General features: G+C 59.5%; 29 protein-coding genes. 5 read left to right on the forward strand and 24 right to left on the reverse strand.

Translation table 11 applies throughout. The features are described 5' to 3' along the window. Positions 1 to 130: 130 nt before the first annotated feature. On the forward strand, positions 131 to 748 hold the full coding sequence (locus JAO82_RS00300; RefSeq protein WP_198684340.1) for an outer membrane protein: 618 nt from the start codon (positions 131 to 133) through the stop codon (positions 746 to 748). 407 nt (positions 749 to 1,155) lie between these two features. After that, complete coding sequence (locus tag JAO82_RS00305; RefSeq protein WP_198684341.1) at positions 1,156 to 3,135, forward strand: AAA-like domain-containing protein; 1,980 nt, start codon at positions 1,156 to 1,158, stop codon at positions 3,133 to 3,135. 473 nt (positions 3,136 to 3,608) lie between these two features. Here the strand turns inward: JAO82_RS00305 and JAO82_RS00310 are convergent, their stop codons facing one another. The 11 genes from JAO82_RS00310 to JAO82_RS00360 all read right to left on the reverse strand — a co-directional run bounded on the left by JAO82_RS00310 (position 3,609) and on the right by JAO82_RS00360 (position 12,094). Further along, on the reverse strand, positions 3,609 to 3,932 hold the full coding sequence (locus tag JAO82_RS00310; protein WP_198684342.1) for a hypothetical protein: 324 nt from the start codon (positions 3,930 to 3,932) through the stop codon (positions 3,609 to 3,611). Further along, positions 3,920 to 4,111, reverse strand: coding sequence for a hypothetical protein (locus JAO82_RS00315; RefSeq protein ID WP_198684343.1), 192 nt, complete (start codon positions 4,109 to 4,111; stop codon positions 3,920 to 3,922). The genes JAO82_RS00310 and JAO82_RS00315 overlap by 13 nt, the downstream gene beginning before the upstream one ends. Position 4,112: 1 nt before the next feature. Further along, positions 4,113 to 4,634 (reverse strand): lysozyme, encoded by a 522-nt coding sequence (locus JAO82_RS00320; protein ID WP_198684344.1) that lies wholly within the window; start codon positions 4,632 to 4,634, stop codon positions 4,113 to 4,115. Between the two features lie 62 nt (positions 4,635 to 4,696). Beyond that, entirely contained in the window at positions 4,697 to 5,020 is a 324-nt protein-coding gene (locus tag JAO82_RS00325) for a hypothetical protein (protein ID WP_232897157.1), read from the reverse strand. Between the two features lie 9 nt (positions 5,021 to 5,029). Continuing rightward, the gene (locus tag JAO82_RS00330; RefSeq protein ID WP_198684345.1) at positions 5,030 to 5,455 is read right to left on the reverse strand and encodes a hypothetical protein; all 426 of its coding nucleotides are present in this window, start codon (positions 5,453 to 5,455) and stop codon (positions 5,030 to 5,032) included. Next, positions 5,452 to 6,270: a pyocin knob domain-containing protein gene (locus JAO82_RS00335; RefSeq protein ID WP_198684346.1), complete on the reverse strand. Its 819-nt coding sequence runs from the start codon at positions 6,268 to 6,270 to the stop codon at positions 5,452 to 5,454. Before JAO82_RS00335 ends, JAO82_RS00330 begins: the two co-directional genes overlap by 4 nt. Further along, the gene (locus tag JAO82_RS00340) at positions 6,267 to 7,175 is read right to left on the reverse strand and encodes a hypothetical protein (protein WP_198684347.1); all 909 of its coding nucleotides are present in this window, start codon (positions 7,173 to 7,175) and stop codon (positions 6,267 to 6,269) included. Before JAO82_RS00340 ends, JAO82_RS00335 begins: the two co-directional genes overlap by 4 nt. Continuing rightward, on the reverse strand, positions 7,172 to 10,573 hold the full coding sequence (locus JAO82_RS00345) for a hypothetical protein (protein ID WP_198684348.1): 3,402 nt from the start codon (positions 10,571 to 10,573) through the stop codon (positions 7,172 to 7,174). Before JAO82_RS00345 ends, JAO82_RS00340 begins: the two co-directional genes overlap by 4 nt. Before the next feature lie 78 nt (positions 10,574 to 10,651). Next, positions 10,652 to 11,092, reverse strand: coding sequence for a hypothetical protein (locus JAO82_RS00350; RefSeq protein ID WP_232897158.1), 441 nt, complete (start codon positions 11,090 to 11,092; stop codon positions 10,652 to 10,654). Continuing rightward, entirely contained in the window at positions 11,089 to 11,937 is an 849-nt protein-coding gene (locus tag JAO82_RS00355; RefSeq protein WP_198684350.1) for a Rha family transcriptional regulator, read from the reverse strand. Before JAO82_RS00355 ends, JAO82_RS00350 begins: the two co-directional genes overlap by 4 nt. Beyond that, a complete protein-coding gene (locus JAO82_RS00360) occupies positions 11,924 to 12,094 on the reverse strand; it encodes an Arc family DNA-binding protein (protein ID WP_198684351.1) in 171 nt (56 codons plus the stop codon). The genes JAO82_RS00355 and JAO82_RS00360 overlap by 14 nt, the downstream gene beginning before the upstream one ends. 122 nt (positions 12,095 to 12,216) lie before the next feature. Between JAO82_RS00360 and JAO82_RS00365 the strand changes: the two genes are divergently transcribed. From JAO82_RS00365 to JAO82_RS00370, 3 genes are all read left to right on the forward strand, one after another. Continuing rightward, positions 12,217 to 12,504, forward strand: coding sequence for an Arc family DNA-binding protein (locus JAO82_RS00365; RefSeq protein ID WP_232897159.1), 288 nt, complete (start codon positions 12,217 to 12,219; stop codon positions 12,502 to 12,504). A gap of 250 nt (positions 12,505 to 12,754) precedes the next feature. After that, complete coding sequence (locus JAO82_RS14210) at positions 12,755 to 12,967, forward strand: hypothetical protein (RefSeq protein WP_232897160.1); 213 nt, start codon at positions 12,755 to 12,757, stop codon at positions 12,965 to 12,967. After that, complete coding sequence (locus tag JAO82_RS00370) at positions 12,952 to 13,302, forward strand: hypothetical protein (protein WP_198684353.1); 351 nt, start codon at positions 12,952 to 12,954, stop codon at positions 13,300 to 13,302. Before JAO82_RS14210 ends, JAO82_RS00370 begins: the two co-directional genes overlap by 16 nt. Positions 13,303 to 13,312: 10 nt before the next feature. On the opposite strand, the gene JAO82_RS00375 is transcribed toward JAO82_RS00370, so the two are convergent. The 13 genes from JAO82_RS00375 to JAO82_RS00435 all read right to left on the reverse strand — a co-directional run bounded on the left by JAO82_RS00375 (position 13,313) and on the right by JAO82_RS00435 (position 22,367). Then, positions 13,313 to 13,540: a hypothetical protein gene (locus tag JAO82_RS00375; RefSeq protein WP_408635470.1), complete on the reverse strand. Its 228-nt coding sequence runs from the start codon at positions 13,538 to 13,540 to the stop codon at positions 13,313 to 13,315. A 71-nt stretch (positions 13,541 to 13,611) separates the two neighbouring features. Further along, a complete protein-coding gene (locus JAO82_RS00380; RefSeq protein ID WP_198684355.1) occupies positions 13,612 to 13,941 on the reverse strand; it encodes a DUF3445 domain-containing protein in 330 nt (109 codons plus the stop codon). Further along, entirely contained in the window at positions 13,923 to 14,357 is a 435-nt protein-coding gene (locus JAO82_RS00385; protein ID WP_198684356.1) for a phage tail protein, read from the reverse strand. The genes JAO82_RS00380 and JAO82_RS00385 overlap by 19 nt, the downstream gene beginning before the upstream one ends. A gap of 9 nt (positions 14,358 to 14,366) precedes the next feature. Continuing rightward, positions 14,367 to 14,750: a DUF3168 domain-containing protein gene (locus JAO82_RS00390; protein WP_198684357.1), complete on the reverse strand. Its 384-nt coding sequence runs from the start codon at positions 14,748 to 14,750 to the stop codon at positions 14,367 to 14,369. 148 nt (positions 14,751 to 14,898) lie between these two features. Continuing rightward, positions 14,899 to 15,360 (reverse strand): HK97 gp10 family phage protein, encoded by a 462-nt coding sequence (locus JAO82_RS00395; protein ID WP_198684358.1) that lies wholly within the window; start codon positions 15,358 to 15,360, stop codon positions 14,899 to 14,901. Beyond that, a complete protein-coding gene (locus JAO82_RS00400; RefSeq protein WP_198684359.1) occupies positions 15,357 to 15,701 on the reverse strand; it encodes a phage head completion protein in 345 nt (114 codons plus the stop codon). Before JAO82_RS00400 ends, JAO82_RS00395 begins: the two co-directional genes overlap by 4 nt. Next, a complete protein-coding gene (locus JAO82_RS00405; RefSeq protein WP_198684360.1) occupies positions 15,701 to 16,267 on the reverse strand; it encodes a head-tail connector protein in 567 nt (188 codons plus the stop codon). Before JAO82_RS00405 ends, JAO82_RS00400 begins: the two co-directional genes overlap by 1 nt. A 15-nt stretch (positions 16,268 to 16,282) precedes the next feature. Next, a complete protein-coding gene (locus tag JAO82_RS00410; protein WP_198684361.1) occupies positions 16,283 to 16,597 on the reverse strand; it encodes a hypothetical protein in 315 nt (104 codons plus the stop codon). A gap of 85 nt (positions 16,598 to 16,682) precedes the next feature. Beyond that, on the reverse strand, positions 16,683 to 17,999 hold the full coding sequence (locus JAO82_RS00415; protein ID WP_198684362.1) for a phage major capsid protein: 1,317 nt from the start codon (positions 17,997 to 17,999) through the stop codon (positions 16,683 to 16,685). Between the two features lie 97 nt (positions 18,000 to 18,096). Next, entirely contained in the window at positions 18,097 to 19,002 is a 906-nt protein-coding gene (locus JAO82_RS00420; protein WP_198684363.1) for a S49 family peptidase, read from the reverse strand. Further along, on the reverse strand, positions 18,999 to 20,273 hold the full coding sequence (locus JAO82_RS00425; protein ID WP_408635471.1) for a phage portal protein: 1,275 nt from the start codon (positions 20,271 to 20,273) through the stop codon (positions 18,999 to 19,001). The genes JAO82_RS00420 and JAO82_RS00425 overlap by 4 nt, the downstream gene beginning before the upstream one ends. After that, positions 20,270 to 21,937, reverse strand: coding sequence for a terminase large subunit (locus JAO82_RS00430; RefSeq protein WP_198684364.1), 1,668 nt, complete (start codon positions 21,935 to 21,937; stop codon positions 20,270 to 20,272). Before JAO82_RS00430 ends, JAO82_RS00425 begins: the two co-directional genes overlap by 4 nt. Further along, complete coding sequence (locus JAO82_RS00435) at positions 21,924 to 22,367, reverse strand: P27 family phage terminase small subunit (RefSeq protein WP_198684365.1); 444 nt, start codon at positions 22,365 to 22,367, stop codon at positions 21,924 to 21,926. Before JAO82_RS00435 ends, JAO82_RS00430 begins: the two co-directional genes overlap by 14 nt. Positions 22,368 to 22,404: the final 37 nt, after the last annotated feature.

Below are 22,404 nucleotides of genomic sequence, written 5' to 3' on the forward strand. Positions count from 1 at the left end.
GCACAGCCCACAAGTGTTGCAAAGCCACATCACCAATTCAGAAAAAGTTTTTCGAGCCCCACGTTGATAGTGAGGCTGTGATCTGGATTTGTTAATGGCTCCCTTCGTACGTTACAAAAAGGTTATTGTTATGAAAAAATATCTTAACACCGTCGCCATCTCTTCGCTTCTCGCAGCCCCTGCCTTCGCAGGTAACCTGCAAGAGCCCAGCGTTGAGCCGATCATTGCAACCCCCGTTCAGGTGCAGCCGATCTCTGACTGGACCGGCTTTTATCTCGGTGCTCAGCTGGGCTACGGTGACGCTTGGACTTCGCCAGTCGGCGTCGCTCTTGATGGTGGCTTTGCCGGTGTACATGCTGGCTACTTGCACGATTTCGGCGATTTTGTTCTTGGTGGTGAATTGGACTATGATCGGTCCGATATTTCGCAAAATCTCGGCGGCACCGAACTTAAAATCGATAAGGTTGCTCGCTTAAAACTGATCGGTGGCTACGATCTGGGTAAGGGTCTGGTCTACGCGACAGCCGGTGTATTTAACGGCAATCTGAAGGTGTCTGAACCAGGTTTCAGCGAGAGTGATGACGACAATGGCTGGGTGCTTGGCGGCGGCTATAAGCACAAGTTCTCCGAGAACTGGATCGGTGGTGTCGAAGCACTGCACCACAAGATAAGTGACCTCGGAGGAGAGCTTGATGGACTAGACCTGAAGGCGACCACGATCAGCGCACGGATCTCGTACAAGTTCTGATCACGTGGGAGGCACGTCGATATATAGCTGAGCGAATTCGGTCTATAGCACACCGCCCATAAGACATCACTACATCGACACGACTTGGCGCCCCGAGAGATTCGACTCTCGGGGCGCTTCTTGGTTTCTCACCCTTGCTTCTGGAACGGAGAATGCCGCGGGAGATGCCGCCGAACCAGTCTGCTCACACGGCGATCATGGGGTTTAAGAGCAGCAATGCGCAGGAAACGGACTTTGCATAGTTGGCGCCAATGCGCGTGGCAGAGCTGCGTGACCGGCCCATAGCGGACGTTCACAGGGGGATTCTATGCTGCAATGCAGCTTCACCAGAGTAGCATTCCAGGCCGATACCACCTACACTGCCAATCATCCGCAAGAAAAGCCACAGAATACCGGAGCACGCCGAAATGATGAATGAGGTCCAGCCGGGACGCCATCCGAATTTTGATATAACCATTTTTGATCCGGTTGAACAAAGAGTCCTGCGGCGAATGGAGCAAATATTCCATCTTACCCGAGATGGTGAGATAGCTGTAGGAAAACAAAAAAGTAGCTACCGCTACGCTCTTGTAAAACCGTGTGGGAAGATGCGCGGCATCCTTCACACTGATCGGGAGGTATTGGTTGTTTTCTCAGCGTATGAAGAGTTTCAACCGCGTTCGATAGATGCTTTCGATCACATCATGGAGCAACTCCCGGAAGCATTTCGCATCGAGAAGGTTGCGCGTATCTTAGTGAGCGGTGATGTAGAAATCCGAAAAAAACTCCGTTCCTTATTTGAAAGCAGACCGGATGCTCCGGTGGTCATTCCTTATCACTATTCCGAGTTTTCCCTTGCGACTTTGGAAGCGGATATTGTTTCAAGGATGCGAGAATTTTCATTCTCCAGAGACCTATTTTCAATGTCATCGCCACTTCGCAGTGAGCTATACTTCTATGGACGCTCCGACCTTATCAATGAAATATCTTCAAAACTTTCTTCTGGCGAAAACTTCGGTCTTTTTGGGCTGCGCAGAAGTGGCAAGACCTCTTTGATATCTGGAATAAGCCGAGCGCTTTCGACCAGGAGTGGCGCGAGCGTAACTATTGATTGTCAATCCCCATCTGTTCATCAGTTGCACTGGAATGAACTCCTCCATCATATTGCTTCAGAGCTTAAGCATGCGTTTTCTGTCAAACATAAAATTGGAAACGTAGAGGCATACGGTGCCAAGAATGCTGCGACCACTTTCCTCGAGGACATTAGGGTGATCGGAAAGCAGGCGAAGAAAGAGTTCGTAGCCGTTCTGTTTGATGAGATTGAGCGTATAGCGCCCGGAACAGCATCCTCAAGCCATTGGAACAACGAACGTGACTTTCTTCTTTTTTGGCAGTCAATGCGGGCAGCATTTCAAAGCTCCTCATCCCCAATTGTGTATCTCATAGTTGGAACTAACCCACACTGCATCGAGGCAATTAAACTATTTGAAAGCGATAATCCTTTGTATGGGAATGTTGAAAAGCGTTTTATCCCTATGTTTACACCTGACCAAATTTCGGAGATGGTGGCGGACCTTGGTGGCATCATGGGTGTTGAATTTGACGCTGAAAGCCGCATGAAATTATTTCAAGATTTTGGCGGTCACCCATTTCTCACACGGTATGCGTGTAGCTTCATCGCAAAGTCGGCAGGCGTTCGACCTGTTAAAGTTGACCGCACACTATATGCAAGAGGTGTTAACGAATATACGACCGAAGCAGAAAGTTATGTCGCATCTGTTGTAGGATTATTAGAAGAACAGTACCCAGACGAGCACCTAATGCTTGAGTATATTGGTCAAGGAGACTTGGCGAGTTTCGAGGCTCTCGCCCAACAAGATCAAAGCCTTCTTGAACACTTATATGGCTATGGCGTACTCAAGAAGGGTATTGAGGGGAGTTATTTTAATATTGGCGTTGTTGAGCAATATTTCGCAAATAAAGCCAAACCGGTAAAGTTACTCAGTACAGAAGATCGATTGGCTGAAATCTCAAAACGGCGGAATTCACTTGAAAGAAAAATTCGAGTTCACGTAGGAACTGTTTTCAGCGTTCATTTCTCCAGGGCAAAGCGAAGGGTAAACCTTGTTTCAAAGCTGATGGAGCGACGTCGGACCGACGTGGCAGGAGTTGACTTTGATAGCCTGTTAGCGGAAGGCGCCAGCCCGCTTTACTTTGATGAACTCAAGTCAATTATTTTGGGTTTTTGGGATAAATTCGAACACTCACTTGAAATGAATAAGTCTGAGTTTGAGTATCATATGGAAGTTGTTAATAAAGCGCGATATGATGCACACGCCAAAGATGTGCAAGATCACGATTTTGAAAAAGCGCGCGTCTCTCTTGTCGAACTTGAGTCCAAATTCTGAGTGTGCCGCACCCGCTCGCCCATCAGCTCCGTCTACTTGAGATAGAATGCATAAGGTCTGAATCACTGCCTATGGGGATTGATAGTCGGCCATGACGCAACGCAGCGAACGACCGCTCCCCGCCCTGTCTGTATGTGCTAGGCCCGACTGGCCGCGCGGCAGGCATGCGGTCGCTTTGGGCTGACAGCGGTCATTCCCTGCGACTCGCGTGAATGCCGACAGTGGACCGATCGCGCAATCTGCCAATCCGATGCCGCCTGGCCGCCTAATGCCCTCTTCAGCGACTTATGTATACCTCATGGGCGGGCGCGCATCCGCGCACTGGCAGCTCAGACACTGCCCTTCCGAAGCTTCTGCACTACCTCTCCCAGCCGCAGACACCCGCCCCGGCAAGGTTGTGTGTCAGGATCTGGCGCGCAGTACCTTCGGTCAGCACATCATTCACGCTTGGCCGAATCGGCGATGACCAACAGTCACCTGTCGGTGTCACGCATCCAGTCAGCAAGATCAGCGTGCACATCATGGCTGCTTTTGGCATCGACCTCATCACGCACCCCCTTTGCTTTTTCCAGTGAGGCCGCCTTAACCTCCGCAGCGTGTCGTTCTCCTTGGGTAGCGCCATCTCGCCGCCCTTTGATGTAAGCCCCCAGCGCTGTCGCAATCACGCCCACAGCGCCGCTTAGCAGGGCGATCAGCGTCGCGCTCATAGCGGCACGTCCCAAAAGCACACCGGGCCACGTCCAGACCAGCCAGACGCGGCTGAGCGGCTGCCAGCCGAGACGAATCATGTTTGCCACCCGTTGCGCTTGGCGATGGCATAAGCGCCTTCAACCGTCGCGCCGATGATGACGCCGGCAAGCGCGATCAGGTCCGGGTCAACGGCAATCAGCGCGCCTGCGTCAGGGGTCACCAGCCCATAGGTGACAAGCGCCGATGCGATCCAGCGCAGGGTAATCCGTGAAAGCGGCCCAATCATCTTACAAATCCTCCAAGCAAAGTTTGTGTTCAGCCGCCCGCCGATTGACCAACCCCGGCAGGACGCGCCCCCCGGCCTTGTTCCACATCGTCACCGCATCGCAGCCGCCGCGATAATCGCCCGCATTGAAGCGCCGCACGGCAGTTGACCGGCACGCCCCGCCAACGCCAACGTTGTAGGTCCACGACACCAGCGCGACCTTAGTCTTGACCGGCAACGGCGTTGGCGGATCAAGGCAGGCGTCCAGCCCGCGCTCATGGGTTTCAAGCTCGCGGGTCAGCATCGCATCGCACTGCGCGCGCGTGGCGGTGTCGCCCATCTGCACGCCCTTGGTGATGCCCTCGCAGATCGTCGGGATGCCGACCGGATCGCGGTAAGCCACGTACCGCGTCCCCTCCCAGCCGCTGACAAAGGCGATGGTCAGCGCCAGCCCCGCGACCGCGCCTTTCTTGGCTTGGCTTTTGGGCTTGTCTGGGTCGGGCCTTCGGAACAGCCCAATCAGGGCGGCGAAAAACTGTCTCATGCTATCTCCGCGCAATAAAAAACCGCCCGAAGGCGGCGCGTTTGTCTCGGCTGTGGGTGGAGCTACTCGCCCCTGCCCCGCTCGATCCGCTCAAGGCGGCTGTCGATCCGGCTCAGCATCGCGAGGATGTGAGCGAACCGCTCGTCGTCGCGCGCCTTGGATTGCTCCAGCGACCGGACGCGCACCTCGATTTGCTGCCGTTCACCCGTCGCCGCCAATGACGCCCGCGATGCCTCGTCGATCCGCGTCGAGAGGGTGGCGACTTGCAACCCGACATACAGACCCGCCGCAATCAGACCGCTCGCCATTGTCCACGCCAAAGCCTTGTTGAGGGTGATACCCCGGTCGCTGTTTTCGATCATGCGCGAATGGTGCGTGTCCGTCATGAATATCCCCTAAGCCTCGATCTGCATCGCCGCGCGGAACAGATCGTCCACCTGCTCAGGCGTCAGCTCCAGTGCGGCGGCCAAGGCTGCAATCGTTGGGCTGTTGCGGCGAAACTCCACCGCCTCGCCCCATGCCAGCTTGGTGAAATCGTCAGCCGCGGCAATGGCCTGCTCGGTCGCGTCCAGCAATCCAGCAGCGGAGAGCGCGGCCTTGGCCTGAAACCGGCTGGCGACCATGCCCGCGCGCTCTTGCTCCAACGCCTCGACGGGGTCGGGCGGCGTATGCACCCACTGCGTCCCGTCCCAATCGTAATCCGCGCCGGGTTTCAGCGGCACAGTAACCGTGCCTTCGGGTAAGGCTGCAATCTGCTCCGGCGTTGGCGTCGTGATCGTCTGCCAATAGCCGCGCTCCGGGTGATAAAATCCGTGATTCATAAGATTAATTCCGCCCATGCGTTAATATTAGAGCCTTCGACCCTGTACGTATCTCCTGGGGGTACCTCCGCCCGCACGGGAAACGTCATGCCACCCGATCCGCTAGTCCTGCCTATCTCTGTCACCCTAAAGCCATTGACCAATATCTTCAGTGACCCCGATGATGGGACACCTCTTATTACGGACACTACAATCGTGCGGCCCGTGGTGTTTACATAGTCCGTATCAACCGACCGGCTGGCAGTCACATCCTGCCACGACTGCCCCACCCCCGAAGCCACTCCAGCAACCATCGCTGGCGTCATCCACACATCGTCCCGCGTGCCTGCTTGCGCCTCGGCGGGGGTGGCCTTGTCGGCGTCGGACATAACTTTGCGCCACGGCCTCCAGCCGCTGTCATAGGTGCGCCACGTCAACACGGAGCCGCTTTGTGTGTGTACCGCAATCTGGAAGAACTCGCCGCTGCCACCGCGCCCCACAATTACCGCGCCGCCGGTGTATCCCGTAGGCTTGGTTCCTGCTGTGGTCGCGTCAAAGTAGTACGCCCCGGCAGCCATGTTGGGGTCGTCTATATTCGCCAACAGAGACGCGCTCCCTGTCTCTCCCAGCCCAAACGCGCCGACTGCCATCAGCCGCCCCGGCGTGGTGTCGGTCAGACTGGCCTGCACCGAGAAGAAATCGTTCGGGTCGACGTTGTTCAACTGCGCCGTGAGGTCGTTCACGATCCAGTCAAACATATTCAACGCTTGCGTGTTGAAATTCACGGGATCGGTGAATTGCGGAACGGGTGGCATCCCCGTGATGGGTATCGTCATGTCAGACCCTCTATTTTGAGATTGGCATAGGAAGTCCCACCAGCATTCAGCGGGATTTCAAAGTCTTGAAAGAAACCGTAGACCTGCGCGCCGAACTCCATCGCATCCTCAGACACATAGTAATAGCTCGGCGTGGCCCGCTGTTTTGAGAGCAGGCGCTTGACGTTGTGCGCAGTGCGGGATGGCAGGGCGAATTGATAGCTGGTCGTGTCTGCAAAGGCGCGCTCGACAATGATGCTATCACCGAATTGATTTCGGTCCTTTGTTGAGAAATCCTTGATGCCCGTTGCCGTGCCGGACATTGTTATTCCGAGCGTATAGGACGGCCCCGTGATAATCTGACCGACAGACACGGTGGCCGATGCGGTTTCCGCGAAAAGCTCGATCAGGATCTCATTGCCGGGATAGCCGGGGATATTGGCGAACACCATCTCCTGCATGATCGACAGCGACAGATCGACGGTGAAGAATGTCCAATAATCGTAGATTGCGCTGATACCGCCGATGAATTGCTCTTTGTCATACAGCCTCTGGCCCGACGCCGAAAACACCTGAACGCGCGCCCGGTACGCGCCGAGATTGACGAAAGCCACAGCTCCCACCGCCTCGGCTGGCGTGATCCGATAGGTGATCTTCTCGACCTGCTGCACCGGGTCAGACACCAGCTTGTCAAACGCCTTCCAGCGGTTGGTGGCGTAGAGGTCGATCCAGTTGGTGCCATCATCGGTGCGCGGGTCATTGCCGCTATTGCCCGCCACCGCCGATCGATAGACGCGGTGATCGAGCATGACCTCGGCGCCATCGCCATAGGTCGTGCCAGCGGCCCACACCGGCGCGTCATCTTCTGGCACGTCGCTTGAGACCAGCTGCCCGTCCGTCATGGTAATCGGCGCGATCATCTTCATTGCGTGCGCTCCATTGGCATTCCCGTCCTATCCCACTTTTCCAGCGTGTCGGCGGTGGTTTTGCGCTGCTGGTCGGCCCGCAGCCCAAGCTGGCGATTTTCCTCGCGCAGCAGCCGGATTTCCTCGCGCAGCCCGTCAAAGCGCTCCGCAATCTGCTGCTCGGAGGTTTTGCCGCTCCCGGCGGTGAGATCAATCGGCCCGCTGGCCGTGCCATAGACATTGCCGGAGCCGAATTGCGCCAGCACCCGCGCCGCCGTTTCGCGGTAGGCAAGGTCACTGACGGATTGCGCCTTGATGTCGCGCAGATAGCCCCGCACCGCCTGCATGTCGCCCGCCTGCGCCGCCGCCACCACTTCGGCCATATGGATGCCGCCGCGCGCCGCGTATTGGCCCCGACTGGTCGGCATCAGATCCAAGTCGGTGAGGATCGAACGCACCATGTCGCGGGTGCGCTTGGTCAATTCCTCGACCGGAGCCAGCACGTCATTCATGCCGCCCGCGAGCTTCATAAGCTCGGCGTAAAGGGTTGCGCCTTCATGGCTGGTGGTGTCGATCCCCTCGATCAGGTCACGGAATGCCTTGCGGCTCGTTGGCATGGCATAGCCCAGTTCCTCGAATGCCTCGCCCAAGCGCCGCGTGGTCGTGTCCAGCCGCTCTTGCTCGGTGTAGAAGTTCTGCCAGAACACCCCGACCGCCTGCGTCATCGCGTCCAGCCCGCCGAACGCATCGACCAGCGTGGACGCCAGATCGCCGCCCTTGAGCGTGGCGTCCATCAGCGTGTGGCCGAGCAGGTCCATTGCATCGTTGACGCCAGTGATCGCAAGATAGATCCGCTGCAAAGTTTCGGTTGCGCCTTCGCCTTCGCGCTGGATTTCTAGAAAGGCGTCGGACAGCCGCCTTACAGTCTTTGTTGCCTGCGACGCATCACGCCCTGCGTACTTGCTAAATAATCCAATGTTGCCGAGCCTTTCGCTTAGGAAGGCGAACACCTTGTTCCCCGCCCACCCGGAAGTGGAGTCCGTGACTGCGCTTGTGGTGCTGAAGATCTCCGCAACCATTTTGTCGGAAAACTCGCCAAGCGCCTCGGCAATTTTCTCCTGCTGTTTTTCCTTGCTCAGCCCCTTCAGCGACAGGGTGAAAGCGGCGCTGAAATTATCCAGCGCATCCTCGCCCGCGCCGAAGGCCGAGGCCATTTCCAGCACACTTGCGCCCATGCTATCGACGGTGCTCTGAATGCCGGAAGTCATCTCCTTGCCAGCGTTCTTATAGGTGGTGCGGGTCTTCTTGCTCAGCCCCCAGAACTTCGACTTTTCGACTTTCTTGAAGGTCTGCGCCAGCACGTCCATGTTCTTGACCGTGACGCGGATGCCGCTGTCGAGCAGCTTGGTCTTGGTCTTGAAAAACGACACCGCCGCCGCAATCCCAAGGATGGGAAGCGCCACTGCGCCAAGCGCCGCCCCCGCGGTAGCCATCGCACCGCCGCCCGCCAGCGCCGCGTTAGCCCCGATGGCGAAGGGGTTGAAGCCCGCAAGCCCGATGCCCATCGCATTGCCGAAGCCGCCAATAAGCCCGGTCCCGACCGTGCCAGCCGCCGTGCTGCCAAGGGTGCCGAGAATGCCGCCGCCGATGCCGCCAAACTGGCCGAGCATCCCCAGCCCGCCGCCGCCAGCGCCGCCCATCGCGCTTGCCGCCGTCCCGGCAACCCCGCCACTCATGCCGATGCTGATCGGTATTCTGTTCGCATTGGCGGTGAAAATCATCTTCAAGAGCATTTGCTTGAACGTGTCCAACACGCCCTTTGCAAAGCCCTTGAAGTCCTTGAACCCGCGCCCGACAAAATCACCCCACGCGCGCGACAGAGAGTCGATCAGGGGGTTTTGCTCTTGCAGGCCGATGTTCATCTGCTCGATGTCGCCAGCTGCATCTAGGGCTGCCGCTCCCGCGCCGCCAGTTGCGGCAGACAGCCCTTTTATTGAAATCGTCAGATCCTTAGCAAGCTCAAGCTCTTTTGACATGGTTTCAGACTTTGCGCCGGTTACAGCTTTTGCCGCCCGATCGAGCGCCCGCTTCGCCTCGTCCAGAACCTTGCGCGCCCGTTCGGCTCTTTCCTCTGCCTTTGCGACTTGGCGATCAAGCGCCGCATCCATCTTTGAACTATCTTTGCCTTGCAAATACCAATCATTCTCAAATTCTTGGCTTGCCGTTTGCTTGATCGCCTCCATCTTTGCGACCTCTGCTTCGGCAGCAGCAAGCGCGCTCTGGGCCAGCTTGTAGTTGTTATTCGCTAACTCCACCGCCTCCTTGCCCGCGCTCGGCGCCGCTGTTTGGTAGAAAGTGCCAAGCACGGCATTAAGGGCCTCTTGCGACTCCTTCGCGCTGTCGATTGCCTCTGTGACCGGGTGAACGCTCTTCTTGAACCCCAGCATGTAAGTCGCGGCCCCAGCGACCAGCGCCGCAAGCACACCCCACGGCCCCCCAGCAAGCGCCACTGCGCCCCGTAGCAGGGTCAGCGCGCCGGTAAGAAGCCCCACACCCTTTGTCGCCGCTGCAAGAGCAAGGACGAGCCTAACACCGGCGACTGCGGTCAGCGCTGCAAGCGACGCGGCAAGAACGTCCAAACTGCCCGCCAGCCCGTCGATCATGGACCGCAACAAGCCGCCTTCGCGCAGGCTGTTGGTCATGGCCTCGGCAAAGCGCCCCAATGCCGGCACAAGTTCAACCGCCAGGCGCTGGCCCAAATATTGCGTGATTAGGCTAAGCCGCCCGATCTGGTCATTAGCCGCCTCGATCTTGCCCGCGTCCACCGCGCTTAATGCAAGCCCGTAATCCGCAATGTCCTTTCGGGCATCGCGCAGCGCATCACCGCCCTGCTGCACCAGCAGAACCATCTCGCGGTTGCGGATGCCCAGATCCCGCAAGACCGCCGAGGCCTCGCCGGTGGACAGGCCAAGTTCTTTCACCCGGTCGGCAATAGTCGCCAGCTTTTCGTCCGCCGTGCTGCCTTCAAGCGCCTTGGCCGACAGCCCCAGCGCCTTAAGCGCCCGGTCGGCATTTCCAGATACGCCGATGTTCGCGATCTCGCGCTCAAGCGTCTGCACGTCATTTGTCAGGCTCGACAGGGAAACACCCGCTTCACCGGCGGCAAGCTCCATCGCCCGAAAGCCGCCGATGCTGGTATCCAGCCGCCGCGCCGCTTTCGCCACGCGGTCGATCTCTTGCGCGCCCTTGATCGCCGCCGCTGAAATGGCCGCACCCATCGCGGTTGCCACGCCAGCCATAGCCGCAAACTGATTGCGCGCGACTTTCAGTCGCTTCTGGGCGTCGGACATGCCGCGGCTGAACTTGGCGGAGTTCAAGCCGAGATCCACGCGCAAGCTGCCGATGACGGATGATGCCATGATGAACTCCTAGTTAATGCAAAAAAGGCCCCGAAGCGTTGCCGCTCGGAGCCTTGGTTTGTTCAGTTTCAATTTAGATCAGGCGAATGCCTGCTCCATCTTGCAATCCGGCGGCAGACTGTTCTGCCCGCTGGCAGCGCGCCAGATGGCTCGCATAAGCTTTCTGTGCGGCTCATTCGCTCGCTCTGCATATTCTTTATGCTCAGGCACAACGCTCGGACCCTCCAAGTCCCAGAGAACATGCGATAAAGCCGCAATGCCCTCTGTCGAGGTCGGGGTCATTTCAATCATTGCCCAGAATGCATCATCTTCCTTAGCCTGTGCGGCCATGCTTTCAGGCATATCCCAGTCGCCATTGCCGGGAAGATCCGCGTAGAGGTACCACTCCTTTCGCGCATCAACCCACTGACGATACAGCGGCAAGATCGGGTCTGCCTCCTCATGCGCCAACGTTGCCGCCGGCAACGTGCTCACGGCCAGAGCGGCAGGCGCGGCTTTCATAAAATCACGGCGCTTCATTTTGCACCCCCGATCAACTTGGCGGTCGGAAAGATCAGCCTTGCCAGCACCGACAGCCCCTTGGTTGTGACCCTCACCTGCTCGGTTACCTTCTCGCTGCCATCCGCGCGCAATACAGTCGTGGTCTTGTGCTCCAGCAGCCCCCGATTGCACTTATCCTGATAGCCGAGCCAGCTACCCGCACCAGCACGCTTGTAAATCCAGCCGTTATGCGACAGCCAGTCGAACAGGTCTTTTGGGCGCATACCGAGGTTCTTGGCGGATTCCGTCACGTTCAGCGATCCGTCCGCCTTGGTCAGTCGCTCATGTGCTGCCACGTCCTCCTGCATAGACTCGATCTGCTTGGCCTGCTCCTGATTGACCTCGATCAGCTGCACCGCGATCTGCGTTAGTTGGCCTTGGTTTCGCACGTCGATCACCGGCTGCCGTAGCTTTGCCTCCATCGCGTTGAAAGCTTCGAGGAACTTGATCTTCCACTCCATCGCCTTCTTGCCGGTGAAGCCCATGACCAGCATTGAATAGCCGTCGCGGGTCATTTCATACATCTGGTAGGTCTGGCCGTTGGCTGACTCTACATAGGGGGTCTCCTCAAAATTGAGGACACCCCAATCAGGGCTTTCTTCGATCAGGTTGCGAATGTCGCGCTGAACGTTGTCGTGGCGCTTCCCGAACCGGTCCGCGATGATGCGGCTGGTGGTTTTTAGGCTCTCGCTCACAAGACCGTTGAAATCGTCGTGCTTTAGTGGCATATTCATTGCTGAACTTCCTTTCGTTGTTGGGCGGATTTTCATCGAGGCCGTGGGTGTTACAGCACCTGCGGCTTCACTCGTTTCAGGACTCTGCATCTAGCTTTACCCCCTTGATCCGCATCGCGGTCTCGATGGCCGCGATGATCTCAGCGTTCATCGTGCGGTGCTCCTTCTTCGCTTCCATCTTGATTACGTCCCGCCAACCCGGAGGCAGGCGAAGCATATATTGGTCAATCATCCTTCTATTCATCATCAGGTCCCCTTTATATCCTAATGGTAGGCATAGCCTAAGGCTACTATTGAGGTCAATAGCTTTTATACCCTAAGGCTACAAGGATGTCAGAGCCACAGAACCGAACACTCACTGAGCAATTTATGCTCCGCCTTCCCGACGGGATGCGCGACCGCATTAAGGACGCCGCCGCCAACAACAACCGATCCATGAACGCCGAGATCGTCGCCACGTTGGAAGAGAAGTATCCAGCACCCTCAGACGTGATGCACATCCACCTAAGCAACATCAGGCGTGCGCTGGACATCTACGAGCGGACCACAGACCCCCGCGAGCGCTTGCGGCTGCAAGCGCTTGTTGAAGGGATGGCGACGCTTGGTCACGATTTAGAAGTGACGTTTGATGACCCATCCCCCTCCGACGACGACTAGATGGCGTATTCCTTCCCCCGCCAAACGTAGACGCGGTGAAGTTGGTCATCGCTTTTGATTTTTTGGCCAAAAACCATCGCGCAGTAACACGCCAATATTTCAGCGAAGACTTCCAACAATATGGACCAGCTCATGAGCATGATCGATCCTTTCTTTCTTCTAGGTGCAACCTTCACGACGGCGACTGACCCTGCGCTTGACTCACAGTTGCGCGAATGCGGACACTTGCCGAAACGATCAGGAGAGAATCATGAGTTGGCTTTCGCGGCTGTTCGGTAAACCAAAGCCGCCAGACAAGTCCTTCAAGGACAAGCACGGGAGCATGTACGTCGATCAAGAGCAAGATCGCAGCTGGATTAACCTTTCATTCAATCCTGACCCACCCCCGAAGAATTTAAGTGGGTTCAATTTGGAAAGCGCCGTGAAGTCGCCGGCACCCACCATCACATGCCCGCGAATCTAGCCTTTGTAGATGCAGTTACCAAAGGCAATAACATCGACAAGCCGCACGGCGCGATCCTGGTAAGCGAAGATACGGACAAATACGACCCGCAACCATATCAAGTATGGGCTTGGGCCTTATCGCCCGAAAACCGCTGGATGATCGGTTACGTTGACGCAGGTAGCGCCAAGAAACTGCGATCCCTCCCAAGTGAAATGCCGATATCAATCCGTCTTGAAGGCCTTCGGCAATGGCAACTTGAAGACAAAAAGCGCCTCTATATCAGCTACTCTATCCTGACCCCATCCAAGCCAGAGAGGCGCAAGAACGGCTGGCTGGCAGAGGAGGAAACTTGATGTCTCCTCATCAACCCCCGGCTGACGCGCGCATCGCCAAGCCCATGAAGAATCCGCGCACCCGCGCCTGGTCCGCTTCATCGGAAACTTTCGGCTTCTTTTCTGGTGCTTTGATGGACTTGAACTCCGGCATTTTGCCCGGATCATGGAACGCATAGGCCATGAGGCGGGCGGCCTCGTGGTGCATAAACCGCTGCCGATCTATTTCCTCGATCCTGCGCGCATCGTCCGCGCGCAAGATCATTTCAATCTCACGAATGCCCAGCCGCCAGAATTGCTCGTAATCAAAGCCCGCCTCAAGCCACGCGGTCAGCCAGTCTTTGAGGCCGCCTTTTTCTTGCCGGTCGAGGCCAAAGGGCTTTTTTCCGCCGCCCCCTCGATCAGCTTGATGGTCTGATCAAAGCCGATTTCGTCAATCAGGTCGCCCGCCTCATCCTCGGTGATCTGAGGCCTGACCGCCGACCAGAACAGCCGACGAATAACCGTGATCGACGGATCGTCCTGCATCCGATCAAACGCGCGGATCATGCTTTCGCCCGCCGCCTCTTCATAGCGCGCCATCGCGTTTGTGGTCATGGCGAGGGTGTAGTCACCCCCGCCCGCTTTGAACTCGATACCGATCATGTGCCAGCCGTCCATGTCACGTCGCCCGTCAGGCGCAGATTGATATTCATATTGACCGGCGCGCCAAGGTCATTGGCTTCCAATTCAGGCGTCGGGAACCCGCGAAACTCAAACACATCGCCCTCGGTCGTCTGCGACGGCTGCAACGGCATGGTCACGCGATAATAGATCGCCCCGTTCGCGTTCTGATCGGAGATTTGCTGGGCATATCCCGCAGACGTATATCCCGCTGGAACGGTGATCTCGCCCGCATCCTTCAAGCCCTTCACGTACTCACGAAAGCCGTTCGGGCTGTCGAGGCTGGTGACCTCCTGATATTCTGTCGTGACCGCAGGAACGGCCACGCCCTTGCACTCAGGGATAGCCTCATAGGTTGTGCCATCCGTGGACCGCTCGACGGTCGCGCCATAGGCAATGATTTGTTCACTCATCTCTGTCTCCTAGAGTTGGTAATTGACGAGGAAATCCATCGACACCCGAAACGGCCTGTCCGCTTCGTTTGTGCCGCCTTCGCGCCCGTCACGCGAATTTTGATAGAAAACGGCGTTGATATTGCCGCTTCTGGTCCCATCCAGTGCAGCCCTAACCGCGCGCCCCAGCGCCTTTGCAGCGCCGTAGCTGTCTGCGTAGCAGTCCACTTGCACGCGCCCCGTAGTCAACGCCCACGGTCCGTCCAGCGTATGCCCCGACACGTCGCTGACCGTGTGCAGCACAATGGCCGGTAGCGGCGCGCCTTGCGGGCGCGCCCCCCAGTCGATGCGCGTGCCGACAAGCGCCGAAACCCCGCTGTCAGCCAACAGCAGGGCGCGAAACTCTTTTTCCATGTGTGGTCAGCCTTTCGCCCGCAGCCCGATGCGACAATGCTGGCGATACAGGTTCGATCCAGTCCACTTGGCGGTGAACGACACAATCAGCCCCCGCGAATACAACCCAACTCGCCACTTCGAAAACGGTACAATAACCGACATATCCTTACCCCTTCGCCGCTTCCCGCGCGGCCTTGCGCTCGGCCCGCTTCACGCTCTTTTCAAACTCGCGCCAAAGCTCCTGCCCCAGCCGGTCAAGGAATGGCCCGCTGTCCTCGTCCCACGCGGGGCGAAGCGCAGGCTGTGGCCCGTGGTGGATATTCCCGAATTCCTGTTGAACGCCCGCCGGGTTGTTGGTGCCGACGAAGCCCTCAACCGCCGCTTTGTCATTGCGGAACATTTTGCGATGAACGCCGCTCTGCCGCTTGTTCAGCTTGGTCGAGTAAACGAACGACTCGGCATATTCGCCGGTCTCTCCCACGGGCGCGTAGCTGTTTGCCAATTCCGCCATCGGCTCGGCTGCCTTCTTTAGCCCGCGCCGCAGCACACCCTTGCCTGCGGCCTTCGACAGCCGGTCAAGCTCCTGCTCCAATTCCTTGAAGCCAACCAAATCAACGGTAACGCTCATGCCTGGTCACTCCGTGCAGCCGCTGTGATCTCGATCATCTGATTACGCTCAACACCCTTGATCCCGACGATCTCAAAGGTGACATCGCCGCTAACAATGCGGTCCTTCGGCGTAATGCCGGCGGTGAAGGTCGATCGCATAACGATGAAGCGCGTGGTGACATGCGCAGCGACCTCGCTCGCCCGCCAACGCTCGCCATCGCTGATGTCGGTCCGCTCCGCGCGCACCGGCGCGCCATGATTGTCGTCTGCCGTCCCGGTCCAGACCGGTGCCGAGGTGTATCCATCATCGTTCGGCTGCGCCCGCTGGAATTGAATGCGACAGTTGAAGACAACAGCCATCACGCGCACTCCCGCGGCCGCATGTAGCGACGCTGCCGGATCAGGGACGTGATGCCGAACGCCAGCTTCGGCAATTCGACCTCGCCCACCGCCAGTCCGGCTTCCAGCCACTCTTTGGCCAGCAGGATGATGGCCTGTTTCAGCGCCAGCGGCGGCGTTTCGTGCCCAACCACAGCCTGCACCCGAATCTCGCCCGTGCTATCATGAAACCCGCCCCAACCGACCGGCAGGACAAGCTGCGGCTCCATTGCGCCATTAACCAGCTGAATGTCATCGAGGGGCTGTTCTTGCCAGTCTCCATCCACTCCCATGACGTCCAGCCCGGTGATGGCGCTGACTGGTGCGCAGGGAAACCACCAACGCCGCCAATACCCCTGCACGGTGAACTCATATTCGCCCGGAGCCAGCGGGCGGCCGGAGGCATAGGACACGACCTCCTGCGCCGCGTTCAGATACATCTCGATCAGCGCATCATCATCGGGGCAGATCTCCGCGCTCGGGATCGCCCGCCTGAACTCAGTCGCCGACACCACATTCGGCACGGCCCCTGCCCCGATATACTTCATGGGTTCACCCTGCCCTTACTTGCTGCCTTGCTTGGGCGGCGCTCCAGCTGCGTCGCTGGATGGCTTCGCCGCGGCGGCCAGCTCAAGCTCCGCTTCGCGCGCAGCCAGTTGCTTTTCGCGCTCATCGAGGGCGGCCATGCGCTTTGCGATATCGGCTGCATCCGCCGAACCAGCGCTGGCCGCGCGCTGCGGGGTCTCGCCCTTGAACAGTTTGGCGATCGGCGGCTTAGATCCGGTCAGGCGCTCTGCCTGCGCTGGCTCGAACCCGGCGACATCGCCCTTCACATAGCGGCCCCAGGTCCGCTGAATTTCGACAACGGTTTTCGACATGTTCTTCAACTCCGTATGGTGCGATCACCTGATCGCGGAAAAGGTCAGGCTGGCCCACCGGTGCGGCAGGCCAACCCGCGATCGATCAGAGCGACCAGCCGATGCCGTTCAGCCCTGCGATCGCCTCGTCATGCGCGGGGGCCAGATCGTGCTCGGCAATCGCACGCATCAGCGTCAGATCGCTCTGATAGGCCGACACGGTATCACCCGCCTGGTTGACGAACGCCGCCTCGGTCGAACTGCCGACGACGATCTGCTGGCTCTCGCCAATCATGATCTCGGCAAAGTCCGCGAAATAGACCTCGGTCTCGTCGCTGCCAGCGCCAAGGTTGTTCGGGATCTGCGACGTTGTGCGGACCGGATACCCCAGAAGCGTCCCACTCTGCAGGATCGACGGGAACATATACGCCCCGGTCGGGTCGCGCAGGCTTGCAAGGAAGTTCTTGGTGCTGGCGCGCATGCCCCATCCGGGCGATATCATGCCGACATTGGCGTCCTCGACGTCGCTGACCACCTTACGCAATGCAGCTTCGACCACAGCAGCACTGTTGCCGACAGCGTCCTGCCAGTTGGCGGCGAGGCACCAGTGCAGCAAGCCCTTGGGGTCATTCGCACTGCCATCATAGCGCAGGAACGCAATATCCTCTTTCAGCGCCATCGCATCGAGCATGAGATCGCGAACGACCTGAGCGACCCCGATGCTGGAGTGGCGCAGCAGCGAGTTGCCGACCGGAACCAGGCAGGTGAGCTTCTTGAACTTCTCGTCCACCTTGTCGAAGGTCGGCTCGCTATCCTCCATCGCCGCATTTTCAGCCGCGTAGCTGGCGGTCGGGCCCGAAGCGACCCGCGCATTGCGCAACTCACCTGCCGGCATGTCATGGACACGCGCGCCCGATGCCCGAACCAGAACTCGCGGCTTGAGCAGATCGATGATGCCGGATGCCAGAGCGCGAGGCACGGTCACACCGCGAGCCGCTTCACTGGCGCCGGACAATGAGGCCGAGATGGCGCTGTGACCATCCGCCTCAAGCCGTGCAACGGCCCGATCGCGATCACCTTTCGCGTTGGCCAGGGCATGTACCATGAAGCCAAGCTCGACGCCCTCCTGTCCCGGCTCCTTTGCGCGGGCGGGCATTGCCTGTGCCTGCGGCTGGACCGGGGGCGTGTCGGTCTCCGACACGGCAGACGCAGCCTGAGCGGCCTCAACGGTTTCGGCCCGCTTCACCTTGGCATCTGCTGCGGCAAATTCCTGCTGTGCCTCTGCAAACGCCGCCTCCGCTGCTGCGAGATCGTCGGCGTCAGGGCCACCCGCGACCGCTTCCAGGGCAGAGATCGCATCGGCGCTGCTCTGCATCTTGTCGGCCGCCGCCTTGCGGGCGCGGCGCAGATCATTGATGTCCATCAGGATACTCCTTTTTTTGATGGAACAGGCTGCATCGCGCAGCCCAAAAGCCCCGCCGCGAAGGCAGGGATGCGAACACGGGGAATTTTCCGTGAATTTAGATCAGGGCGCGGGCCATGGCGGCGGCTGCCTGTGCCCGGAACGCGCGCGAGGCCGAACGGGGCCGCGGGGCATATTGCGCGCCGACTCGGTCATAAAAGGCCGCGCGCGTTTCCAGCGCATCAACCAGCCCGCGCGTGCGCGCATCGTCGCCAGCGAACACAGCGCCCCCATCCCGGACATCATCCGTCACGCTCAGCTGAGCGGTCAGATCATCCGGGGCGATGCCCCGGCCCTGGGCAACAGCAGCGTGAAAGATGCTCTCGGTTTGGTCGAGACGGCGGCGCAGCTCGGCCTGACCCTCTTCGGTCGCGGGGTCCGGGCGCTTGGCGCGCGCATGGCTGGACGTCACGATATAGTTCATGTCGCCGGACCGGTCCGGCGTGGCGGGCGCCCAGGTCTGTGCCATGACGCCGATCGATCCGACCTGCGACCCCGGCGTCAGGGAAATGTCCGTGGCCTGACTGGCGAGCCAATAGGCAGCCGATGCCGCCAAAGGATGCACCAACGCATGCACCGGCTTTTCCGCAGCGGCCGCGGCAATCGCGTTGACCGCCGCCTCGATGCCCATAACCATCCCGCCGGGGCTGTCGATTTCCAGCACGATGGCCGAGACCGCCTCATTGTCGGCCAGTTCCTGCATGGTTTCAGCCAGGCCGTAATAGGTGGTCCACCCCATCCAGCGCTCCAGCATGTATGCGTTGGGCGTCAACAGGCCGCGGACCGGCACAACGCCGAGGCCCCGTGAAATCCCGAACCGCTGCCCCGGCTCGATGGTGGCCGATGCCTGCACATCCGCCGCAACATCGCGGGGCAGTTCCATGCCCAGCAGCGGAGCGCCATATTCGACGCTGAGCGCCAATTGCGATGAGGACATCATCGCTGCAACGGTGTTCGGTTTCATGCGTCTTCCTCTTCGGTCTCTGCAGATTCCACGCGGGTCATGTTGGGCGCGGGGTTGAGATCATCGCCGCCCTTGACCGGGGCCAGCCCGACAATCTTGCGGCTCTCATTGGGTGTCTGGAACGGCCCGCCGGTCGCCTTGACCAACGCCTCGTTGCGATCCTTTGTCGTCGGCTGCAGAAGCGCGCCAAAGTCATGGCGCAGATAGAACCCCGCCCGGCGTTCCTTTTCCGTCAGCACCGCCAGCATCAGCTGCGCCTCGACCAGCACGGACCAGTGCAGCAGGCAGTCGGTCAGATAGTCGATCGCCTGCTGTTCGCCATTGGCCTTCACACCGTGTTCCAGCATTTGCAGCTTGCTGGGCGGCATCCGGTAGATCGCGGCCAGCTGCTCGCGATCGAACTTGCGGCTGGCCAGCAGCTCCTGATCCGCCGCAGACAGATCGAGGCTCTTGATATCCTCGCCGGGCCCCAGCACCGGCATGCCGTCCGCATCGGGGCGCGTGATCTGTTCCTTCACCCGGCGGGCGTTGCGGGCGCGATCCTCGTCGCTGTCATAGAAGTCATCGAGCTTGATCACCGCCTTCGTGGTGCCGCCATTGGCCGTGCGCGCGGCAGCGGACTGCCCGGCCAACGCCAGGCCGACCGATTCGCTGGCCGCTTCCAGCGGCGACCGTCCGGTCCAGCCATCCGAAGCGCCATAGCGCAGATGGATCATCGAGCGCGCCGGCACTCGGCGATAGACCCCGGAACCGTCCTCGAACTCATAGAAGCGAGCGCGACCCGCTTTCAGCATGCTGCACTGATCCTGAGTGACCAGATCGATCATCATCAATTCGCCAGCGCCATCACGCGGCCCGTAGGCATAGCCGTTGCCGCGCAGGGCATAGGCATAGATCAACGCGTAGCGCGCGACCTGAGCTGCGATACCGGGCGCAGCCTCGATGTTGAGCAGATAGGCCGCCGGATGATCGCGCACCCGCACCTCCTGCCCGTCCTTGTCGCGCTGATAGAGTTTCAGCGGCACCTTCGAGAGATCACCGGCAATGTTGTTGCAGCAGGCGAACACCGTCGCGTGCTGTTCGGCGCGCCGGGGCGTCACCCGGGGCAGGCCTTTGACGGACGGCATGGAACCGCCCCAGCCGATTTCACCCATCCAGGCGGTTGGGCTTTGCGTCCCGCTGGTCGCGGCGGCCGTCACTACAGGCGGTTCGACGCGCTGCGCGTCCTGCCGGGACCGCTCGCGCCTGATCTCCATTCCGAAAAGTCTCATACGATCAGGATTTCCCGTGCCTTGCGTTTCTCTTCGCCTGCCTCGGCGCGGCCAAGCGCCATGATGGCAGCAACAGCCGTATCGATCCGTCCGGTCGATTTCTTTTTGTTGGGCGACAGGTTTTCTGCCTTGTCCATATCCAGCATCACATTGCCGACCGACCACGCCAGAACCGGGTTTCCACCATGCCGGATGCGGTTGGTCATCACGCAGTTCTCGAACCGCTTGATCGGCGACGACATCCCCCGCGCCCCCTGCCCGTGCTCCAGAAGCGGCAAGCGCATTTTTTCGAGCTCGTTGGCAATGTAGGTCATCCCCCAGCGGTCATAGGCGACTTCCTGAATGTCGAAATGCTCGCGCAGCCACTTGATCCGCGCGATGATCTTGTCCTCGTCGATCACGCCGCCCTGGTGGACCTCCAGCCAGCCGGTATCGCGCCAGTGCACGAAGTCGCGGTTTTCGGTCTGCGCCCGGACGATAAACCCCTTCGGCCCCTCCGGAATGAATGTATAGGCGACCAGGTAGATCAGACCCTCGACCGGGATCGCCAGGACGATCGAGGTCATGTCTGTGGTGCGGCTGAGATCGAGGCCCACCCACGCCTTGCGCCCGAACAGCTTTTCAATCTCGAACGGCGCACAGGCCATGCCCTTGTCCCAGACATCGCGTCCAATCCACGTCTGCGCGCCCTCGGTCCAGAGGTTCAGATGCAGCCGCCGAAAGTTCGGCATGCCGCCCTGAATGACCAGCGCCTTTTCGTAGATGCGCGCGAAGTCCTCCTGCTGGAAGCTCACACCAAGGTTCGGGTTGCCCATCGCCCAAGTGTTCGGATCGCCGGGATCCGCATCTTCTGGCGGCTCTGCGATATAAGCAAAGAAGCTGTCATCCTCGACATCGCCGCGCAGAACCTTCTCCCCGTACTCGCGTGTTTCCCCGCAGATGGTTGCTCGATCTGCCCCTGCAGTGGTGATCGCCCAGTCGATCGGCTGCGCGCGCGCCAGCATCGAGTTAACCACAATTTCCGCCAGCTCCCGATCCGTCCAGCGGTGCACCTCGTCGCGCGCCGCGAAATGCGGGTTGATCCCGTCCGCCGAGTTGCCGTCGCGGCTGAGGCAAGAGATCGTGCCGTTCGTTCCCGGCGACTCGATCGAGGATTGCCAGACCTTCATCAGCTGCGACAGGGCCCCGGACCCCCGGATCATCCGTTTCAATTCCTTGAACAACAGTCCTGCCTGATCCCGCGTGGTGGCGGCGCAGAAGCCTTGCGGCGCGGCCTCCCCGTCAAACAGCTGCGTGTAGAGCATCGGCACCGCTGTGTCGGTCGTCTTGCCGTTCTTCTTGCCCACCTGGTGATAGGTGGAGCGGAACCGACGCAGTCCGGTTTCCTTGTGGCGCCAGCCGAACACCGAGCCGTGCCGGAATTCCTGCCAGGGCTGCAGCGTCAGCGGCTCCCCGGCCAGCGGGCCGGTGGTGTGCTGGATCAGCCCCGAGAAGTTGAGAATCCGGCTGGCTGTCTGGCAATCGAAATACCATCCTCGATCGCCAGCTGTTTCCAGATCCATCAGATGCCGCTCGCACGCCATGCGCACCAGGTCACCTGCAACGATCCTCCCCTCGATGACAGCCAGGGCATACCGGCTGACCGGGTGATCAATTGGCTCCATTGCCGTTCAACTGTTTCTCAAGCATGTTGAGCAGATTGCCCTGCCCGGCCGATCCGATCCGGCTCTCATCGACCGGCGACATCCCGAACAGCGCCGAGAGACGTTGCATCGATGACAGCGCATCCTGCCGCTGCCCCCAGACCGCGCGCTTCTTCTCCTGCTTCCCATGCCGACCCTCGGTCACATAGTAACTGCCATACGCCGCAATCTCTCCGGTGAAGCGGATGAAGTCCGCCGCCGCCTCGCAATAGGCCGCGAACATGTCCTCGAAGTGCGGCTCAAGCCGTTCCTTCTGAACCGCGATCGGCGCCAGCCGCTGCCAGACCGCGCGCCCCTCATCGCTCATAAAATCAGGCGCGTCCGGAACATGCCGGATAGAATCGCCCTTCATCGGAATGACGTTCTGCAATCTTGGCTTCGCGCCCTTCATATCGTGCTCCTGATCCTCACTGGTGCAATTGACCAGT

Source organism: Pontibaca salina, from assembly GCF_016307205.1.
GTDB lineage: Bacteria > Pseudomonadota > Alphaproteobacteria > Rhodobacterales > Rhodobacteraceae > Pontibaca > Pontibaca salina.

What these genes read in the sequence shown, in the direction of transcription:
- JAO82_RS00350 (WP_232897158.1), bottom strand. Translation starts at nt 11,092, where the DNA reads ATGAAGCGCCGTGATTTTATGAAAGCCGCGCCTGCCGCTCTGGCCGTG.
- JAO82_RS00330 (WP_198684345.1), bottom strand. Translation starts at nt 5,455, where the DNA reads ATGAATCACGGATTTTATCACCCGGAGCGCGGCTATTGGCAGACGATC.
- JAO82_RS00325 (WP_232897157.1), bottom strand. Translation starts at nt 5,020, where the DNA reads ATGACGGACACGCACCATTCGCGCATGATCGAAAACAGCGACCGGGGT.
- JAO82_RS00380 (WP_198684355.1), bottom strand. Translation starts at nt 13,941, where the DNA reads ATGGACGGCTGGCACATGATCGGTATCGAGTTCAAAGCGGGCGGGGGT.
- JAO82_RS00360 (WP_198684351.1), bottom strand. Translation starts at nt 12,094, where the DNA reads ATGATGAATAGAAGGATGATTGACCAATATATGCTTCGCCTGCCTCCG.
- JAO82_RS00420 (WP_198684363.1), bottom strand. Translation starts at nt 19,002, where the DNA reads ATGAAACCGAACACCGTTGCAGCGATGATGTCCTCATCGCAATTGGCG.
- JAO82_RS00415 (WP_198684362.1), bottom strand. Translation starts at nt 17,999, where the DNA reads ATGGACATCAATGATCTGCGCCGCGCCCGCAAGGCGGCGGCCGACAAG.
- JAO82_RS00365 (WP_232897159.1), top strand. Translation starts at nt 12,217, where the DNA reads ATGCTCCGCCTTCCCGACGGGATGCGCGACCGCATTAAGGACGCCGCC.
- JAO82_RS14210 (WP_232897160.1), top strand. Translation starts at nt 12,755, where the DNA reads ATGAGTTGGCTTTCGCGGCTGTTCGGTAAACCAAAGCCGCCAGACAAG.
- JAO82_RS00430 (WP_198684364.1), bottom strand. Translation starts at nt 21,937, where the DNA reads ATGGAGCCAATTGATCACCCGGTCAGCCGGTATGCCCTGGCTGTCATC.
- JAO82_RS00335 (WP_198684346.1), bottom strand. Translation starts at nt 6,270, where the DNA reads ATGACGATACCCATCACGGGGATGCCACCCGTTCCGCAATTCACCGAT.
- JAO82_RS00410 (WP_198684361.1), bottom strand. Translation starts at nt 16,597, where the DNA reads ATGTCGAAAACCGTTGTCGAAATTCAGCGGACCTGGGGCCGCTATGTG.
- JAO82_RS00315 (WP_198684343.1), bottom strand. Translation starts at nt 4,111, where the DNA reads ATGATTGGGCCGCTTTCACGGATTACCCTGCGCTGGATCGCATCGGCG.
- JAO82_RS00400 (WP_198684359.1), bottom strand. Translation starts at nt 15,701, where the DNA reads ATGGCTGTTGTCTTCAACTGTCGCATTCAATTCCAGCGGGCGCAGCCG.
- JAO82_RS00435 (WP_198684365.1), bottom strand. Translation starts at nt 22,367, where the DNA reads ATGAAGGGCGCGAAGCCAAGATTGCAGAACGTCATTCCGATGAAGGGC.
- JAO82_RS00345 (WP_198684348.1), bottom strand. Translation starts at nt 10,573, where the DNA reads ATGGCATCATCCGTCATCGGCAGCTTGCGCGTGGATCTCGGCTTGAAC.
- JAO82_RS00390 (WP_198684357.1), bottom strand. Translation starts at nt 14,750, where the DNA reads ATGGAAAAAGAGTTTCGCGCCCTGCTGTTGGCTGACAGCGGGGTTTCG.
- JAO82_RS00340 (WP_198684347.1), bottom strand. Translation starts at nt 7,175, where the DNA reads ATGAAGATGATCGCGCCGATTACCATGACGGACGGGCAGCTGGTCTCA.
- JAO82_RS00320 (WP_198684344.1), bottom strand. Translation starts at nt 4,634, where the DNA reads ATGAGACAGTTTTTCGCCGCCCTGATTGGGCTGTTCCGAAGGCCCGAC.
- JAO82_RS00300 (WP_198684340.1), top strand. Translation starts at nt 131, where the DNA reads ATGAAAAAATATCTTAACACCGTCGCCATCTCTTCGCTTCTCGCAGCC.
- JAO82_RS00305 (WP_198684341.1), top strand. Translation starts at nt 1,156, where the DNA reads ATGATGAATGAGGTCCAGCCGGGACGCCATCCGAATTTTGATATAACC.
- JAO82_RS00355 (WP_198684350.1), bottom strand. Translation starts at nt 11,937, where the DNA reads ATGCAGAGTCCTGAAACGAGTGAAGCCGCAGGTGCTGTAACACCCACG.
- JAO82_RS00405 (WP_198684360.1), bottom strand. Translation starts at nt 16,267, where the DNA reads ATGAAGTATATCGGGGCAGGGGCCGTGCCGAATGTGGTGTCGGCGACT.
- JAO82_RS00395 (WP_198684358.1), bottom strand. Translation starts at nt 15,360, where the DNA reads ATGAGCGTTACCGTTGATTTGGTTGGCTTCAAGGAATTGGAGCAGGAG.
- JAO82_RS00370 (WP_198684353.1), top strand. Translation starts at nt 12,952, where the DNA reads ATGCCCGCGAATCTAGCCTTTGTAGATGCAGTTACCAAAGGCAATAAC.
- JAO82_RS00425 (WP_408635471.1), bottom strand. Translation starts at nt 20,273, where the DNA reads ATGAGACTTTTCGGAATGGAGATCAGGCGCGAGCGGTCCCGGCAGGAC.
- JAO82_RS00385 (WP_198684356.1), bottom strand. Translation starts at nt 14,357, where the DNA reads ATGAGTGAACAAATCATTGCCTATGGCGCGACCGTCGAGCGGTCCACG.